This window comes from Paraburkholderia sp. BR14312, assembly GCF_040948675.1.
GTDB lineage: Bacteria > Pseudomonadota > Gammaproteobacteria > Burkholderiales > Burkholderiaceae > Paraburkholderia > Paraburkholderia nodosa_A.
On sequence record NZ_JBFPKI010000004.1, the window covers coordinates 22,914 to 39,461 of the forward strand.

Here is a 16,548-nt window from a genome sequence, read left to right on the forward strand (position 1 = left end):
GCGCTCAGGCCTTGTAGCCGATGGCGCGCAACAGGTCCTTGCGCCAGCGCACGTCGTCCTCGGCCTCGACGCCCAGCGGCGGCATGCCGTCCACCACGCCGACGATGCCGCGTCCCTGATCCGTTTCGGCGATCAGCACCTGCGTGGGGTTCGCGGTGGCGCAGAAGATGCGGCAGACCTCGGGCACGGCCTTGATCGTATTGAGCACGTTGACAGGGAAGAAGCCGTCGCCGAGAAAGACGATGAAGCTGTGCCCCGCCGCGATGCGCAACGCGTTTTGCGTCGCCATCTCGATTAGCGTGTCCTGCGTGCCCGAGCGCCGCACGAGCCGCTTGCCCGACGCCTCGCAGAACGCGAGGCCGAACTGGATGCCCGGCACCGTGCCGTAGAGCGCCTCGTGCAGATCCTCGACGGATTTGATGAAGTGGGTCTGGCCAAGGATGAAGTTGGTGGCTTCAGGTTTTTCGATCTCTACCGTGGACAGTTGCATGGCGAACCTCGTGCGCGGGCGTCTCGAAAGCGCCGCCTTGCGCCGGGCCCCAAGGGCTGGCTGGCGGACGGGAGGCGGCGGCCAACCACAAGCCTAGTACGAAGTCGCGGCGAGGCAAAGCGTGTGCAGACGCACAACGAACAACGGCCGGAGCCCCGAGAGGCGTCCGGCCGTTTTGCAGAGCGATGCGCGCGCCGCTGCGCTTAGGCAATTTTCTTCGTGCGCTTGCCTTCCACGTCGGGCAGCAACACGGTGAGGATGCCGATGAGCGGCAGGAACGAGCAAACCTTGTAGACGAAGCCGATGCTGGTCGCATCCGCCAACTGGCCGAGCACCGCCGCGCCGATGCCGCCCAAGCCGAACGCGAAGCCGAAGAAGAGACCCGCGACCATGCCCACCTTGCCCGGAATCAGCTCCTGCGCATAGACGAGGATGGCCGAGAACGCCGAGGCCAACACCACGCCGATGATCACGGTGAGCACGCCGGTCCAGAACAGGTTGGCGTAGGGCAGCAGCAGCGTAAAGGGCGCCACGCCGAGAATCGAGACCCAGATCACGTACTTGCGGCCGATGCGGTCACCCACCGGGCCGCCGATGATCGTGCCTGCGGCCACGGCGGCGAGGAACACGAACAGATGGATCTGCGCGGCCTGCACGGAGAGGTGGAAGCGGTCGATCAGATAGAACGTGAAGTAGCTGTTGATGCTCGCGAGATAGAAGTACTTCGAGAACACGAGCAGCACGAGCACGCCGATGGCGCCCGCGACGCGTCCACGCGAGAGCGCGACATGCGCCACCTCGGCGCGCTTTTTCTTCATCGCGGGATGGGCTTTATACCAGCGGCCGATCTGCGTGAGCACGACCATACCGACGAGCGCCGCCGCCGAGAACCACGCAATGCTGCGCTGGCCGTGCGGAATGACGATCGCGGCGGCGAGCAGCGGCCCGAGCGACGTGCCCGCGTTGCCGCCCACCTGGAAGAGCGACTGCGCGAGACCGTGACGCCCGCCCGACGCCATGCGCGCCACGCGCGAGGACTCCGGATGGAACACCGACGAGCCGCAGCCCACCAGCGCGGCCGCCACGAGCAGCACGCCGAAGGTCGGCGCGACCGACATCAGCAGCAGGCCGCACAGCGTGAAGCCCATGCCGACGGGCAGCGAGTACGGCAGGGGCCGCTTGTCGGTGAAGAAGCCCACCAGCGGCTGCAGCATCGACGCCGTGATCTGGTAAGTGAGCGTGATGAGGCCGATCTGCGTGAACGACAGCGAGAAGTTGTCCTTTAGCATCGGGTAGATGGCGAGGATCAACGACTGGATCATGTCGTTGAGCAGGTGCGAGAAGCTGATCGCACCCAGCACCGAGTAGACGGTGCGTTGCACCGCGCCCGCGGCGGGGGCGGAAGCGGCCGCGGACGAACCCGCGGCAGCGCCCGGCAGGGCGCGCTTGTCGAGACTGGTTTCCATGTTGTCGGTAGCAGCAGAGAGTATTCAGCGGGCACCACGCCAGACGGGCAGCGGCGACGGCATGAAAGGACATGTATAAGAGTTATGAGCGCAGTGTAATGTGTCTTGCTCGAACTGTACGGACAAGATTTGTCGAGAATCGGACATCGGCGGCGCACCGTTAGCCTGCGGCCTAATGCCGCAAGAGGCTGTTACGAATACTCGAAATTGATGCGGGATTTTTGGCATCTCATTTTGGCCGTGTATAAACCGCCGATATGCGCGCCCACGAGGTGCGCAAAACGGGGCTGGAGTACGGGCCGCACCGCGCGCGCGAAGGCGTTAAAGAATGCGCGGTGGTGTGCCGTAGACCGGGGTTGAGGCGTAGCGCAAATCAGGAACGATGGCGCTGAGCCTGACAACAATGCTGGGGACCAAAATGAAAGCAGTATCGCAAGGCGGCGGGCACGCAGGGTTCGTGCCGCAGGATCCGGCAGGCAGCGCGGCGCACGCGCAGCAACGCAAAACGGGACGCGCCGGCGCGGCGACGCGCCGCTCGCGGCTTTCCGTCAAGGCCACACTGCGTCTCGCCTTCGCGCTGGTGCTGATCGGCACGCTCGCCATCGGCGCCATTTCGCTCGCGCAAATCAGCCGCCTGAACGGCTCGACGCAATCGATCTACGAACAGGGCTACGTCGCAAGCCGCGCCGCCGAGGAGGCGCGCGGCCACGTGCTGCGCGCGAGCCGCGCGCAGAAGATGCTGCTCACCGCGACCACGGCGCGCGAGCGCGACGAACTAGGCCAGGACATCGACAAGGATCTCGGTGCGCTGGAGCGCGGCATAAGCCAGCTGCAGCAGTACGCGCAGGAGCAGGGCGGCGACGCGCTCGCCCTGCAAAAGAAGCTCGCCGATGCGACCACGGCGTGGAGCGGCCATCTGCGCGACTTCGTGACGCTCGTGAAGCAGCAGCCGCTCGATCTCTCGCAGATGAGCTGGCAGGTGGGCACGCAGGACGTCTCGCTGCTCGTGGAGACCGGCAAGCTCGAAACGCTCGTCAACGACCTCGTCGCGCAGCGCGGGACGGCCGCGAAGGCGACCATCGAAAAGGCCGAGTTCATCTTCAAGTCGTCGTTCGTGATGATGGCCGTGGCGACCGTGGCCATGTTCGTGCTCGCGTTCTTCGTGAGCGAATGGGTCGTGCGTCGCATCGCGCGGCAACTGGGTGGCGAGCCCGCGCATGCCAAGGCCATCGCGGCCCGGATCGCGGCCGGCGATCTCGCGCAGCCCGTCACGGTTCACGCACGCGACGCGGCGAGCATGCTGGGCGCGCTGCGCGACATGCAGAAGGGTCTCTCGACCACGGTGGCCGAAATCGCCGCGAGCGCCGAGGCGATTGCCTCGGCCTCGGGCGAAATCTCGACCGGCAATCTCGATCTGTCGCGCCGCACCGAAGAACAGGCCATGGCGCTCGAGCGCACGGCGAGCAGCATGGAGCAGCTCACGTCCACGGTGCGTCTGAATGCCGAAAACGCCGAACAGGCCAGCACGCTCGCGGGCAATGCCTCGGCAATCGCGGAGAAGGGCGGCTCGGTGGTCGGGCGCGTGGTCGCGACGATGCAGGAGATCAACGACAGCGCGAAGAGTATCGCGGACATCATTGGCGTGATCGAGGGCATTGCGTTCCAGACCAACATCCTCGCGCTCAACGCCGCCGTGGAAGCGGCGCGCGCGGGCGAGGAAGGGCGCGGCTTCGCCGTGGTGGCGGGCGAGGTGCGCAGCCTCGCGCAGCGCAGCGCGGCGGCGGCCAAGGAGATCAAGACGCTGATCGGCGCATCGGTCGAGCGCGTATCGAATGGCTCGACGCTGGCGCAGGACGCGGGCTCGACGATGGACGAGGTCGTAAAGGCCGTGCGGCGCGTGAACGACATCATCGGCGAAATTTCGGCGGCGTCGCGCGAGCAGCGCTCGGGCATCGAGGAAATCAGTCGCGCAGTCACGCAGATGGACGCCGGCACGCAGCAGAACGCGGCGCTCGTTGAAGAGGCGACCGCGGCGGCGCAATCGCTCGACGATCAAGCCAAGGTGCTCAAGCGGCTGGTGGGGAAATTCCGGCTGGCTTGACGCTCCTGCAGTTCGTTGCGGTCACAACGAAAAACGCCGCGTGGTTCGACACGCGGCGTTTTTTTATGGACGCGTCACTTCGCGTCGCGCTCGATGATCCACGCGTGCGCCGGGTCGTTGTGGAAGTGCCATTCGCGCGTGGGGCCCGCCATCACATTCAGGTAGTACGAGTCATAGCCATACGGGACGACGACCGGGTGATAGCCGCGCGGCACCATCACGACGTCGTGATTTTCCACGGCCATCGTTTCGTCCAGATCGCGCGCGTCAGTGTACACGCGCTGGAACGCGAAACCCTGCTGCGGATTGAGCCGGTGATAGTAGGTTTCTTCGAGCGCGCTTTCGTGCGGCAAGCGGTCGGCGTCGTGCTTGTGCGGCGGGTAGCTCGACGAATGGCCCGAAGGCGTGCGCACCTCGACCACGAGCAGCGATTCCGCGGGCGCGTCTTGCGGCAGGATATCGCAGACGTAGCGCGTATTCGCTCCCTTGCCGCGCGTGGAGCGCTTCATCTGCGCGGGCTCGATGAGGCGAGCGGGCAGCGTGCCTTTGGCGGGCGCGCTCGCCACGCCCACTTCGGCATTGCGCTTGGCGCGCACCGTCGCTTTCACGCCGGGCGGCACATAAACGGCATAAGGCGCGGCGTCTTCGAAGACGCTGTCGCGCGAGCCGAGGCTCGACCAGCGCTCGCCGCCCGCCTCGATATCCACCGAGCCCGAGAGCACGACGATGCAGCTCTCGCGATCGGGCTCACTGACATAGACGAGTTCATCCACTTCGAGCCGGTATGCGGCGAAGCCGACATAGCGCCAGCCCGCGGTGTCGGGCGTGACGCGCGCGATCGTCTGACCTTCGCGCGCGGCCTTGACCAGCAGAGTCATGCTGCCTCCTTCGATGGGGTGTCCGTCGCATCGACGAGCGTGCGCAGCGTACGGTAACCCTTTTGCGCATATTCGTACGACGGTGCGATTACGGGGTCCTGCTCGGCTTCGACGACGAGCCAGCCGCGATAGCCGTGACGCTTCAGGCGCGCGATGATCGCGGGAAAATCGATCGCGCCGTCGCCCGGTACGGTGAACGCGCCTGCGAGCACGGCGTCGAGAAAGCTCCAGTTGCGGTTGCGTGCGAGTTTCATGACGGCGGGACGCACGTCCTTGCAGTGCACATGGCACACGCGCGCAATGTGCTTGTCGAGTTCGGCGACGGGGTCGCCGCCTGCAAACGTCATATGGCCTGCGTCGAACAGCAGGCCCACGGCGTCGCTCGTGCGCGCCATGAGCTTGTCGACGTCGGCGGGCGTTTCGACATAAGCGCCCATGTGATGGTGGTAAGCGAGCCGCACGCCGCGCGAGAGCGTATGGCGCGCGAAGGCGTCCACGCGCGCGGCGTATTCGTCCCACTGCTTGCCGCTGAAAAAGCGCGGGCGCTGGTAGAGCGGACGCGGCGCGCCCTGGATCGAATCGGCGACCTCGCCGTAGACCATCACGGTCGCGCCGTTCTGTGCGAGCAGGTCCAGATGCTTCTCGACCGCGGCGATCTCTCCTTCCACGCTGCGTCGCGCGAGCATGCCCGAATACCAGCCGGAGACGAGCGCTAGATCGTATTGCGAGAGGAGCGACCTGAGCGCCTGCGGCTCGCGCGGAAACTTGTTGCCTAGCTCGAAGCCCTCGTAACCGATCTCGCGGCCCTCGGTCAGCGCCTGCGATAGCGGCGTCTCGCCGCCGAGCGAGGGCAGGTCGTCGTTCATCCACGACAGCGGGTTGATGCCGATGCGTACTTCAAATGCGCTCATATGCGCTCCTCGATGTCTGTGTCGTCAGAGCCGTTATGCGTTGCCGGATTCGTCGTCGCTGGCTTGCGCGCGTCCGCTGCGCTGCGCGACCTGCTCTTCATAGCGCTCGCGCGCCTCGCGCACGGTGGCGCGCGTGGACACCTCGGGCACGGCGACCTCCCACCACCAGCCGCCTTCCTCCGTCGTGCGCGCGGGGTCGGTGTCGATGGAGACCACGTAAGTGCGCGACGAAGCGCGCGAGCGTTGCATCGCCGCTTCGAGTTCCGCGACGTTCGCCACGTGCTCGGCCTGCGCGCCGAGCGAGCGCGCATGCGAGGCGAAATCGATGCGAGGGGCGCCGAGCGGCCCTTGCGCGCAATCGTTGAACAGGTTGTTGAACGGCGCGCCGCCGCAAGCCTGCTGCAACCGGTTGATGCAGCCGTAGCCGCGGTTGTCGAGCACGACGATGATGAGCTTCGCGCCCAGCATGACCGAGGTGGCGATCTCGCTGTTCATCATCAGATAGCTGCCGTCGCCCACCATCACGATGACCTCGCGATCGGGCCGCGCAAGCTTCGCGCCCAGGCCGCCCGCGATCTCGTAGCCCATGCACGAGTAGCCGTATTCGACGTGATAGGCGCCGGGCTGGCCCGCGCGCCAGAGCTTGTGCAGCTCGGCGGGCAGCGTGCCGGCCGCGCAGACGACGATGTCTTCGGTGTACGAACGACTCGACGAGCGCTGCACGGCGCCGATCACATCGGCGTCGTACGGCAGTCGGTTGCGTTCCTGCGGCGCGTGCGTGATGCGCTCGATGCTCGCGCGCCAGTCGCCCGCGAGGCGCTGGGCGCGGGCGGTCCAGTTCGCGTCGGCGCGCCAGTTGATCAGTTCGTCGTTGAGCGCGGCGAGCGCCTGGCGCGCGTCGGCCTGCACGGCGAGGCCGTCGTGCTTGAGCGCGTCGAAGCCGTTGGCGTTCACGCCGATTACATGCGCGTTCGCAAAGAGCGAGTTCGAGCCGGTCGTGAAGTCCTGCAAACGCGTGCCCACGGCGAGCACGCAGTCGGCGTCGCGCGCCAGTTCGTTGGCGGCGGGCGAGCCCGTCACGCCGAGCGCACCGACGTTGAGCGGGTCGTCCCACGCGAGCGAGCCTTTGCCCGCCTGCGTTTCGGCCACGGGTATGCCGCGCGAGGCCGCAAGCGTCTGCAAGGCCTGCGAGGCGCGCGAATAGAGCACGCCGCCGCCCGCGACGATGAGCGGGCGCTTCGCGCGATGCAACTGCATAAGCGCCGCATCGATCTCGGTCTGAATAGGCGCTGGGGCGTGGAATGTCACGAGGCGCGGCGTGAAGAAGCTCGCCGGATAGTCCCATGCCATGGCCTGCACGTCCTGCGGCAGCGCGAGCGTGACGGGGCCGCAGAGCGCGGCGTCGGTGAGCACGCGCAGCGCGCGCGGCAGCGCCGTGAGCAGCTGCGCGGGATGCACGATGCGGTCGAAGTAGCGCGAGACGGGGCGCAGCGCGTCGTTAGCGGAGAGGCCGCCGTCGTGCAGGTCCTCGATCTGCTGCAACACCGGATCGGGTTCGCGCGACACGAAAATGTCACCGGGCAACAGCAGCACCGGCAAGCGGTTCACGTGCGCAAGCGCGGCCGCCGTGACGAGATTCGTCGCGCCGGGGCCAATCGAGGTCGTCACCGCCATCATGCGGCGGCGAAAGTGCGCCTTGGCATAGGCGATCGCGCTGTGCGCCATGGCCTGTTCGTTGTGCGCGCGCAGCGTGGGCAGTTCGTGCCGATACTGATAAAGCGCTTCCCCGATGCCGGCCACGTTGCCGTGACCGAAGATCGCGAACACGCCGCCGAATAGCGGCTCCGTACGGCCTGAGCCGTCCTCGCTCGCCACGCGCTGCGCAGCGAGATAGCGCACGAGCGCCTGCGCCGCCGTAAGCCGCACGGTGCTCGTGTGTGCCGCGGGTACTGCGTTCTGCGCGCTTTCCTGCGCGGCGTAGTCGCCAGGAGCAATGCGTTGATTCATGCCGCCTTCTCCTCATGATTGTCGTGCGCACCTCGAGCGTCGGTGCGCGCGGCGCGCCACGCGCCGATCAGCGTTTCGAAGGCGCGGCGCGCGCGGGCGATCACCTCGTCGTCGCCGATTTCGCCTGCGAGCCAGGCGAGGCTCGGTTCATAGAAGATTGAGCGGCCCACCGTGAAGCCCCGGCACGTATTCGAGGCGGCCGCCGCGCGAAAGCCCTCCGCGAGCTGGTCGATCGGCGCGGAGAGGCCGAGCAGCACGACGCCGCGGCAATACGGGTCGCGCTCGGCGATCAGCGCGTCGATCTCGCGCCATTGCGCGGCGCCCGTCGGTTCGAGCTTCCACCACTCCGGATAGAGGCCGATGTTGTAGAGCCGCTTGAGCGCGCGATAGACCGTATCGGGTGCATTCGGCTTGCCGTTAAGCTTCGGCGGGATCACTTCGAGCAGCAGTTCGTGGCCGCTCGCCTGGGTGGCGTCGTAGAGCGTGCGCAGCTGCGCTTCCTGTTCGAGACGCTGTTCGATGGGCTCGTCGGGATGGAACTGCACGAGACACTTCACCGTGTGGTCGATGGGCCAGGACGCGAGCGTCGTGCCGATCGAGCGGCCATGGTCGAACACGAGCGGCACGGAGCCCGGCAACTCGACCGGACGGCCGATCCACCAGCCGCGGCCGGTCGCGGCGTTGAGCGCATCCTGGCCGTAGCGGTCATCGATCAGGACACCGATGCGTCCTTGCAAACCGAGCGTACGCTCGGTCTGCGCGACGGCCTCGACAAAGAGATTCTTCAGATACGAAATGCGCGCTTCGCTCACGCCGGTCTGCTGCGCGAGATCGAAGAACTGGTTGCGGTGATCGAACGCGAAGCCGAGCACTTCGTCGTGCCCCTTGCGCGCGGGCGTGACGCGATGCAGGCGCGCAAGCGTCGCGTCGCGGTCGGGACGGCGCATACGCACGGGGTCGGCGGCCGCTTCGCGCAGAAAGTAGTCGAGTTCCACGGGCGTGGGCATGGCGGGCGCGCAGCCGTGCCGCGAGACGACGAGGGCGCCGCACGCGTTGGCCGAGCGCGCGCAGTCTTCGAGCGAAGCGTCGCGCAGCCAGCCCGAAAGAAAGCCGGAGGCGAAAGCGTCGCCGGCGCCGAGCACGTTGAGCACTTCGACTTCAACGCCGCGCTGCATCGGCAAGTCGTCCATCGAGGCGGGCACCGCGCCTTCCACGATCTGGCAACCGAGTGGCCCGCGCTTGACGAGCAGCGTCGCGCCCGTGACTTCGCGCACGCGCTTGAGCGCATCGACGAGCGATTCCTTGCCGCCCGCAATACGGAATTCTTCCTCGGTGCCGATCACGAGATCGAAATGCGGCAGGATGCGCTGCAAATGCGCGCTCACGCCTTCGCTCGCGACGAAGCGCGTTTCCCCATCGGCCTTGCCCGTGAGTCCCCACAGCACGGGACGGTAGTCGATGTCGAGCACGGTGCGCACGTTGTTGCGGCGAGCGTAGTCGAGCGCGGTGAGGCTCGTGCGGTTCACCTGTTCGGTCGAGAAGTGCGTGCCGGTGATGAGCAGCGCTTTCGAGGACGCGATGAAGGCTTCGTCGAAGTCGCCCGAATCGACGGCCATGTCGGCGCAGTTCTCGCGGTAGAAAATGAGCGGGAACGTGTCGCGGTCTTTCAGGCCCAGCAGCACGAGCGCCGTGAGGCGTTCGTGGTCCACGCACACATGGCTCGTGTCGCAGCCTTCCTTCGTGAGGGTTTCGACGAGGAAGCGCCCCATATGATCGTCGCCCACGCGCGTGAGCATCGCCGACTTCAGGCCAAGACGTGCGCAGCCGAAGGCGATGTTCGCCGAGGAGCCGCCCAGATACTTCGCAAAGGTGGAGACGTCTTCGAGCCGCGCGCCCACCTGTTGAGCGTAGAGATCGACGCCCAGGCGGCCGAGGCAGACGATGTCGAGGCTGCGTCCGGCGGCGAAACGGCCTGGAGTGGAACGGGGCGGGGTTGAATGAGTCAGGGCCATGTGTATTCCTGTTGGGTGCTGTGCCGTGCGCTCGTGCTCAGATGGTCGCGCCGTCGAGTTCGGCGATCATCTTCTGCATCTCCGCGCCGCCCGCCATCATGTCGAGCACTTCGTTCTTGCTGATCGTGTCTTTCGTGTAGGTGCCGAGCGAGCGACCGCGATTGAGCAGCGTGAACGAGTCGCCGATGGGGTAGGCGTGGTGCACGTTGTGGGTGATGAAGATCACCGAAATGCCCTTGGCGCGCGCGGCGTGAATCAGCTTGAGCACGTTGAAGCTCTGCTTCACGCCGAGTGCGGCGGTCGGCTCGTCGAGAATCAGCACGCGTGCGCCGAAGTGAATGGCGCGTGCGATCGCTAGACACTGCTTCTCGCCGCCCGACATCGTGCCGATGGCCTGATGCGGGTCGCGCACGTTGATGCCCATTCCCGCCAGGCGCTCCTTCGCGATCGCGGCGCTCGAATCGAGATCCATCACGTTGATGAAGCCGAACAGCTTCTTTTGCGGCTCGCGGCCCATGAAGAAGTTGCGCGCGACCGAAAGCAGCGGCACGAGTGCGAGATCCTGATAGACGGTGGCGATGCCGAGGTCGAGCGCGTCTTTCGGCGAATCGAACATCACGGGTTTGCCGTCCACGAAATACTGGCCGGAGGTCGGCTGGTGCACGCCGGCGAGCGTCTTGATGAGGGTGGACTTGCCCGCGCCGTTGTCGCCGAGCAGGCAGTGCACCTCGCCGCGTTTCAGGCGCAGCGTGACGCCGTTCAGTGCGATGACCTTGCCGAAGTACTTGCTGACGTTCTCGAGCGCGAGAATCGTGTCGTCGTCCGCGTTGTTCTGGACGGGGTTGGGTGTTTCGGACATTTGAGCCTCCGGCTTACGATTGCGCGACGCGGCGGCGCACGTAGTGATTGAAAAGCACGGCAATGAGCAGCATCACGCCGAGGAACACGCGGAACCAGTCCGAATCGATGTTCGTGTAAGTGATGCCGATCTGCACGACGCCGAAGATGAGTGCGCCGAATGCCGCGCCGATCACCGAGCCATAGCCGCCCGTGAGCAGCGTCCCGCCGATCACCGCGGCGATGATGGCTTCGAATTCCTTCTGCAGGCCGCGATCGGCAGCGGCCGAGCCGATGTCGCACACCTGCAGCACGGCGAACAGGCACGAGCAGAACGCGGTGAGCATGAACAGCGAGATCTTCACGCGCTTCACGGGTACGCCCACGTTCTTCGCGGCGTTGGTGTCGCCGCCCACCGCGAGAATCCAGTTGCCGTAGCGCGTCTTGGCGAGCACGAAGGCGCCGATCGCCACGAGCGCAAACCACCAGAGAATCACCTTGGGCACGCCGGGCACGAGCGGCTGGCCGTTGTCGAGCATCTTGCCGATGCCGACATGCGTGAGCGCCACGAACAGGCCCTTGAACGCCGTGCCGTGAAAGAGCAGGTTGGTTACGAAGTCGGCCTTGGCCACGTCGCCCACACCCGAGACGATCGTGCGGTCGGCGAACATGATCGAGAGCGCAAGCGTCAGGCCGCGCAGGATGAAGAGGAACGCGAGGGTGACGATGAACGACGGCAGCCGCGTGCGCATCACGAGGTAGCCGTTGAGCGCGCCGAGCGCGGTGCAACCCACGAACGCGAACAGAATGGAAAGCGCGATGGGCCAGTGGAAGTACATCGTGGGGATAGCCACCATCATGCCGGCGAAGCCGATCATCGAGCCGATGGAGAGGTCGAATTCGCCGGCGATCATGAGCAGGCACGCGCCGACGCTCAGGATGCCGAGGTAGGCGGCGACCTGGGACCAGTTCATCACGCCGTCGAGATCGAACATGCCCGAGCCGCCGGCGCCGATCGCGAAGACGGCGAAGACCAGCACGGTGCCGGAAATCGCGGCGAATTCCGGGCGGCCTAGCAGATGGCCGAACCGCGATTCGCGGCGCACGCGTTCGTCGCTGGCGCCAGGCTGCGGTGTGGGCGCGTCTTGCGCGCCGCTTTCCGGAGCGTGCGAGGGGAAGTGTTTGCCGGCTACACCCATGATGTCTCCTATATCGACCAGAGTTGGTGCTTTAGCGCCTTACGCTGGTCCTATGCAAGGCGATCGGCCGTGGCAGGGGCATTCGCACCTGCTTTGGCTCAAATACCCGAGCGCATTCCCCACAAGCGACTGCCTTGCAGTAGAAGCAACACGGTGAATGGCGCGCGGCGAGGCTGGCGAGAGGCGATGGGCATCGGAGGATGCTAGCCACCGCCGCGCGTGGCTGACGAAAACTGCTTAGCGATACTGACCTGCGTACTTCACGACCTTGTCGAGATTGTCCTTGGTGATGAAGCCCGGACCCGAGCGGATATTCTTCGGACCGTACGAGGGCTGCAGGCCATAGGTTTCGAGGCGCTGCTTGAACTTCGGATTCGCTTCGAGGATCTGGCGGATCTTCTGCGGGTCCGTGGTGTGCTCCTTCTTCACGATCGCGAGAACGGCCACGGGGATATAGCCCTGCAGGTACGGCTGCTGATCGATCGCGAACTGGATGGTGCCCGCGCGGATCGCCTTGGCGATGTCATCCGAGAAGTCGAACGTGCAGAAGTAGATCTTGCCCGCAAGGCCCATCTGGTCGATCGCCTTGAGCGTAGCGGCCGCCGGCACCGGGCCGAGCGTGAGGACCGCGCCCGTGTTCGGATGGTTGCGCAGATACGCGCTCACCTTCGACTGGATTTCCGTCGGGTCCTGGCCGGAGTCGATCGTCGAGGTCTTGTAGTCCACGCCGAGCGCGTCGGCAAAACCGCGGCAGCGTTCGAACGATACGGCGTTGGTCGCGAAGTGATTCACGCACAGGAACGACTTCACGCCCGCGGCCTTGGCTTTTTCGCCGGCTGCGTGGCCCGCCACGTATTCGGGCTGACCCACGTGCATGATCGCGCCGAGCTTCTCGCTCTGTTCCTCGGTGCCCGAGTTGATCGTCACGAGCGGAATCTTCTTTTGCGTGACCTTGCCGATCGAGCTCTTGAGCACGTCGTAATCGGCAATGGTGACGATCACGCCGTCGTAGTTGCGCGCGGCGGCCTGTTCGATCAGGCGCGACATGTCGGCGATGTCGCCGTTGGGTGGATTGCGGTAGTCGGTCTCGACGTTCCAGTCTTCGTCGGCCTGCTTGATGGCGTTCTTGATCGTGTTCCACCACGAGTCGGAATCGGGCGCGTGGCTGATCAGCACGAAATGCGCGTCGGCGGCTTGCGCCGTTTGCGCGCTGAGCACGCTCGCGCCTGTGACGCCCGCTGCCAGCGCGAGCACTGCGGCCAACCTCCGGAGCATGGTCTTGCCCTTGCGTTGAGTCATTGTCTCCACCTTTCTCGGTCTGTCGTTCGTTCTTGGGGTGAATGCCGCAGCCGCGCTTTTGACATGCCGCTTGTTACCTGCACCTGCTGCCGCGCTCATCGACAAGAGTAGGACATCGCTTCGCGACTTGCAACGAAAATTTCATTGCAAATAAAAATGGAAAATCTGTTCCATTCGTGTGACACGCTGCCTATAATCGGCTCCGTCGGCATGCCGTGGAATCGAGGCCTGGTAAGGCTTTGCGGCAGTGCGGCAACCAGCCGAGGAAAATAATCATGGCGGATGACACAACCGACGCCGTAGCAGGCGTAGACGAATTGATGCAGCGCATCGCGCAGGAATACGAGGCGCTGCCGCGTCAGCTGAAAAGCATCGCGACCTACATCGAGCAGCACCGCGCGAGTGTGATGATGGACCGCACGAGCGACATTGCCGCGAGTTGCGCCGTGCATCCTTCGGCGGTGGTGCGCTTCGCGCAGCGCTTCGGTTTCTCGGGCTTCTCCGACCTGCAGGCCGTGTTCCGTCAGGCCTATGCGGGGCAAGGCGCCTCGGCCACGAGCTATCAGCAGCGCATTCGCCAGCTGATCGACGCCAAGGAGGGCGAGGCGAGCCCGGACATGGGCGGCGCCGTGGCGCGCGAGTTCATCGGCGCGTGCCGCAGCGGACTCGACGAACTCGAAGCCGGCCTCGACGGTGCGCAGTTCGACGAGGCCGTGAAGATGCTCGAGCAGGCGGACAACATCTACGTGATCGGCGTGCGCCGCTCGTTTCCGGTGGCGAGCTACATCGTCTATGCCTTGCAGCACACGCGCAAGCGCGTGCACCTCGTCTCGGGGCTCGGCGGCATGTATCACGAACAGATTCGTGGCGTGAAGAAGGGCGACGTGGTGATCGCCATCAGCTTCGCGCCCTATGGCAAAGAGACGCAGTACTGCCTGCGCGTGGCGCAGCAGCATCACGCCAAAACGCTCGTCATCACCGACAGCCAGCTTTCGCCGCTCGCGCGCCACGCGAACGCGCAGCTTTATGTGAAGGAGGGGAGCGCGTTCGCGTTCCGCTCGCTCACCAGCACCTTCTGCCTGTGCCAGGCGCTCTTCATTGCGCTTGCGTACCGGCTCGAACTCAACGTGGAAGAATCGACCGACACCGGAGGATACGATGACTAGTGCAGCAAGCGGCGCAGCGAAAACGCTGGATGTGGCGGTATTCGGCGCGGGGCGCATCGGCCGCATTCATGCGGGCAATCTCGCGCGCCAGCCGGGCGTGCGACTGAAGTACGTGATCGATGTCAATCGCGAAGCCGCCGTCGCGCTCGCCGCACAGCACGGCGCCCAGGTCGTGGACGTCGACGCCGCGTTCGGCGACGCTTCGATCGGCGCCGCCGTGATCTGCTCGAGCACCGATACGCACTCCGAACTGATCCTGAAGTCGGCCGCGGCAGGCAAGCATATCTTCTGCGAAAAGCCCGTCGATCTGACCATCGAGCGCGCGCGCGCCTGTGCTGAAGCCGTTCAGCGCGCGGGCGTCGTGGCCATGATCGGCTTCCAGCGCCGCTACGATCCCACGTTCGCCGCGCTGAAGACGCGCCTCGACGCAGGCGAGATCGGTACGCCGGAAATGCTGATCGTCACGAGCCGCGATCCGGGCGCGCCGCCCGTCGAATACATCAAGCACTCGGGCGGCATCTTCAAGGACATGCTGATCCACGACTTCGACATCTTCCGCTGGATCCTCGACGACGAGGCGGTGAGCGTGCACGCCACAGGCAGCTGCCTGTCCGACCCGGCGATTGCCGACGCGGGCGACATCGATTCGACGGCGGTGACGATCCGCACGAAGCGCGGGCGTCTTTGCCAGATCAACACGGCGCGGCGCGCGGCCTATGGCTACGACCAGCGCTTCGAGGTGCTCGGCAGCGAGGGCATGCTGCAGGCGGGCAACATGAAGCCGACCGAAGTGGTGGCGTGGTCGAAGACCGCTGTCGCGCAGGACGTGCCCGAGGCGTTCTTCCTCGAACGCTATCGCGCGGCCTATGCGCGCGAAATGGCGCACTTTCACGAGGCGGTGACGCAGGGCGTGCCGGTGCGCACGTCGGTCGCCGACGGCCTGAAGGCGCTGGAGCTGGCCGAAGCCGCCTCGCTATCCTGGCGCGAGGGCCGTGTGGTGGCGCTGGGCGAGTGAAACGGAGCGAGCGCAAATAGATCGCAAATCGAGCGCAAATCGAGCGCGGATCAGTGCAGATCAAGCGAGGAGAGCAAGGATGCAGGCAATCGATCGTGCCCAGCCGTTGCGCATGGGTGTGGCGGGGCTTGGGCGGTTGGGGCGGCGGCATGCGCAGAACCTGGCGTATCGCGTGCCGGGTGCGACTCTCGCGGCCGCGTGCAGTCCGCTCGAAGCGGATCTCGCGTGGGCGCGCGAGGCGCTGCCCGCCGCGCGGCTGTATGGCGAATACTCCGATTTACTGGCCGATCAATCGGTCGATGCGGTGTGGCTCGTCACGCCTTCGGCAATGCATGCCGAGCAGATCGTGCAGGCGCTCGAAGCGGGCAAGCACGTGTTCTGCGAGAAACCGCTCTCGCTCGACGTGGCCGAATGCGAGCGGGTGGTGAACGTGTCGCGTCGTCATGCCGAACGGCAGGTCACCATCGGCTTCATGCGCCGCTTCGATCCGAGTTATCAGGATGCCTACGCAAAAGTGCAGGCGGGGGCGATCGGCAGGCCTTTTCTCGTGCGCTCCCAGACCTGCGATCTCAACGATCCCGAAGGCTTTTTCGTGCGCTTCGCGCCGACTTCGGGCGGCATTTTCCTCGACTGCACGGTTCACGACATCGACGTCGCGCGCTGGCTGCTCGGCAAGCCGCGCGCCACGCGCGTGTACGCCGCGGGCGCGATTGCGCTGCACGAAGGCCTGCGGGAGTCGGGCGACGTGGACAACGGCGTGGCGATCTGCGAGTTCGAGGGCGGCCGTCTCGCGATGTTTTACGCCTCGCGCACGATGGCGCACGGCAACGATACGTCGAGCGAGGTGATCGGCACGGCGGGGGCGCTGGCGATCGGCCGCATCCCGCGGGCGAATCGCGTCGATGTCTACGATTCCACCGGCGTGCGCAGCGTTTGCACGCCCACGTTCTTCGACCGTTTCGAAGAAGCGTTCCTGATCGAAGCGCAGGCGTTCGTCGCGGAAGTCGCGGCGCGCAAGGCTGGTGGAGCGCAGAGCACGAGCCTCGGCGCGACGCTCGAAGACGCCCTGGAGGCCACGCGCATCGGCCAGGCGCTGCGCGAATCGCTGCATACGGGGGCTGCGGTCACGCTGTAAGCCGTGTGGCGATCGGGGCGCAAGCGGCGGCT

13 protein-coding genes are annotated in these 16,548 nt (G+C 65.8%); 4 read left to right on the top strand and 9 right to left on the bottom strand.

The window, feature by feature from the left end; all coding sequences use genetic code 11:
* Positions 1-4: 4 nt before the first annotated feature.
* Both AB3X98_RS12150 and AB3X98_RS12155 read right to left on the bottom strand, forming a co-directional pair.
* Positions 5-490 carry an adenosine-specific kinase gene (locus AB3X98_RS12150; protein ID WP_368606152.1) on the bottom strand — a complete coding sequence of 162 codons (486 nt, stop codon included), beginning with the start codon at positions 488-490 and terminating at the stop codon, positions 5-7.
* 203 nt (positions 491-693) lie between these two features.
* Positions 694-1,956 (bottom strand): MFS transporter, encoded by a 1,263-nt coding sequence (locus AB3X98_RS12155; protein WP_368606153.1) that lies wholly within the window; start codon positions 1,954-1,956, stop codon positions 694-696.
* Positions 1,957-2,374: 418 nt separating this feature from the next.
* Here AB3X98_RS12155 and AB3X98_RS12160 point away from each other — a divergent pair, with 418 nt between their 5' ends.
* Positions 2,375-4,057: a methyl-accepting chemotaxis protein gene (locus AB3X98_RS12160; protein ID WP_069268678.1), complete on the top strand. Its 1,683-nt coding sequence runs from the start codon at positions 2,375-2,377 to the stop codon at positions 4,055-4,057.
* 74 nt (positions 4,058-4,131) lie between these two features.
* Here AB3X98_RS12160 and iolB read toward each other — a convergent pair whose 3' ends face one another.
* The 7 genes from iolB to AB3X98_RS12195 all read right to left on the bottom strand — a co-directional run bounded on the left by iolB (position 4,132) and on the right by AB3X98_RS12195 (position 13,200).
* Positions 4,132-4,935 carry a 5-deoxy-glucuronate isomerase gene (gene iolB / locus AB3X98_RS12165; protein ID WP_069268677.1) on the bottom strand — a complete coding sequence of 268 codons (804 nt, stop codon included), beginning with the start codon at positions 4,933-4,935 and terminating at the stop codon, positions 4,132-4,134.
* Complete coding sequence (gene iolE, locus AB3X98_RS12170) at positions 4,932-5,846, bottom strand: myo-inosose-2 dehydratase (protein ID WP_368606154.1); 915 nt, start codon at positions 5,844-5,846, stop codon at positions 4,932-4,934. The genes iolB and iolE overlap by 4 nt, the downstream gene beginning before the upstream one ends.
* Positions 5,847-5,879: 33 nt before the next feature.
* Entirely contained in the window at positions 5,880-7,853 is a 1,974-nt protein-coding gene (gene iolD / locus AB3X98_RS12175) for a 3D-(3,5/4)-trihydroxycyclohexane-1,2-dione acylhydrolase (decyclizing) (RefSeq protein ID WP_368606155.1), read from the bottom strand.
* Positions 7,850-9,865, bottom strand: a complete 2,016-nt coding sequence (gene iolC / locus AB3X98_RS12180; RefSeq protein WP_368606156.1) for a 5-dehydro-2-deoxygluconokinase — start codon at positions 9,863-9,865, stop codon at positions 7,850-7,852. Before iolC ends, iolD begins: the two co-directional genes overlap by 4 nt.
* Before the next feature lie 37 nt (positions 9,866-9,902).
* Complete coding sequence (locus tag AB3X98_RS12185) at positions 9,903-10,724, bottom strand: ATP-binding cassette domain-containing protein (protein WP_368606157.1); 822 nt, start codon at positions 10,722-10,724, stop codon at positions 9,903-9,905.
* 13 nt (positions 10,725-10,737) lie between these two features.
* Complete coding sequence (locus AB3X98_RS12190; protein WP_368606158.1) at positions 10,738-11,901, bottom strand: ABC transporter permease; 1,164 nt, start codon at positions 11,899-11,901, stop codon at positions 10,738-10,740.
* Positions 11,902-12,138: 237 nt separating this feature from the next.
* On the bottom strand, positions 12,139-13,200 hold the full coding sequence (locus tag AB3X98_RS12195) for a sugar ABC transporter substrate-binding protein (RefSeq protein ID WP_254318136.1): 1,062 nt from the start codon (positions 13,198-13,200) through the stop codon (positions 12,139-12,141).
* Positions 13,201-13,475: 275 nt separating this feature from the next.
* Between AB3X98_RS12195 and AB3X98_RS12200 the strand changes: the two genes are divergently transcribed.
* The 3 genes from AB3X98_RS12200 (at position 13,476) to AB3X98_RS12210 (ending at position 16,516) form a co-directional block, all read left to right on the top strand.
* The gene (locus AB3X98_RS12200; RefSeq protein ID WP_368606159.1) at positions 13,476-14,366 is read left to right on the top strand and encodes a MurR/RpiR family transcriptional regulator; all 891 of its coding nucleotides are present in this window, start codon (positions 13,476-13,478) and stop codon (positions 14,364-14,366) included.
* Entirely contained in the window at positions 14,359-15,381 is a 1,023-nt protein-coding gene (gene iolG, locus AB3X98_RS12205) for an inositol 2-dehydrogenase (RefSeq protein ID WP_254318138.1), read from the top strand. Before AB3X98_RS12200 ends, iolG begins: the two co-directional genes overlap by 8 nt.
* A gap of 79 nt (positions 15,382-15,460) precedes the next feature.
* A complete protein-coding gene (locus AB3X98_RS12210) occupies positions 15,461-16,516 on the top strand; it encodes a Gfo/Idh/MocA family oxidoreductase (RefSeq protein ID WP_368606160.1) in 1,056 nt (351 codons plus the stop codon).
* The last annotated feature ends 32 nt before the right edge of the window (positions 16,517-16,548 follow it).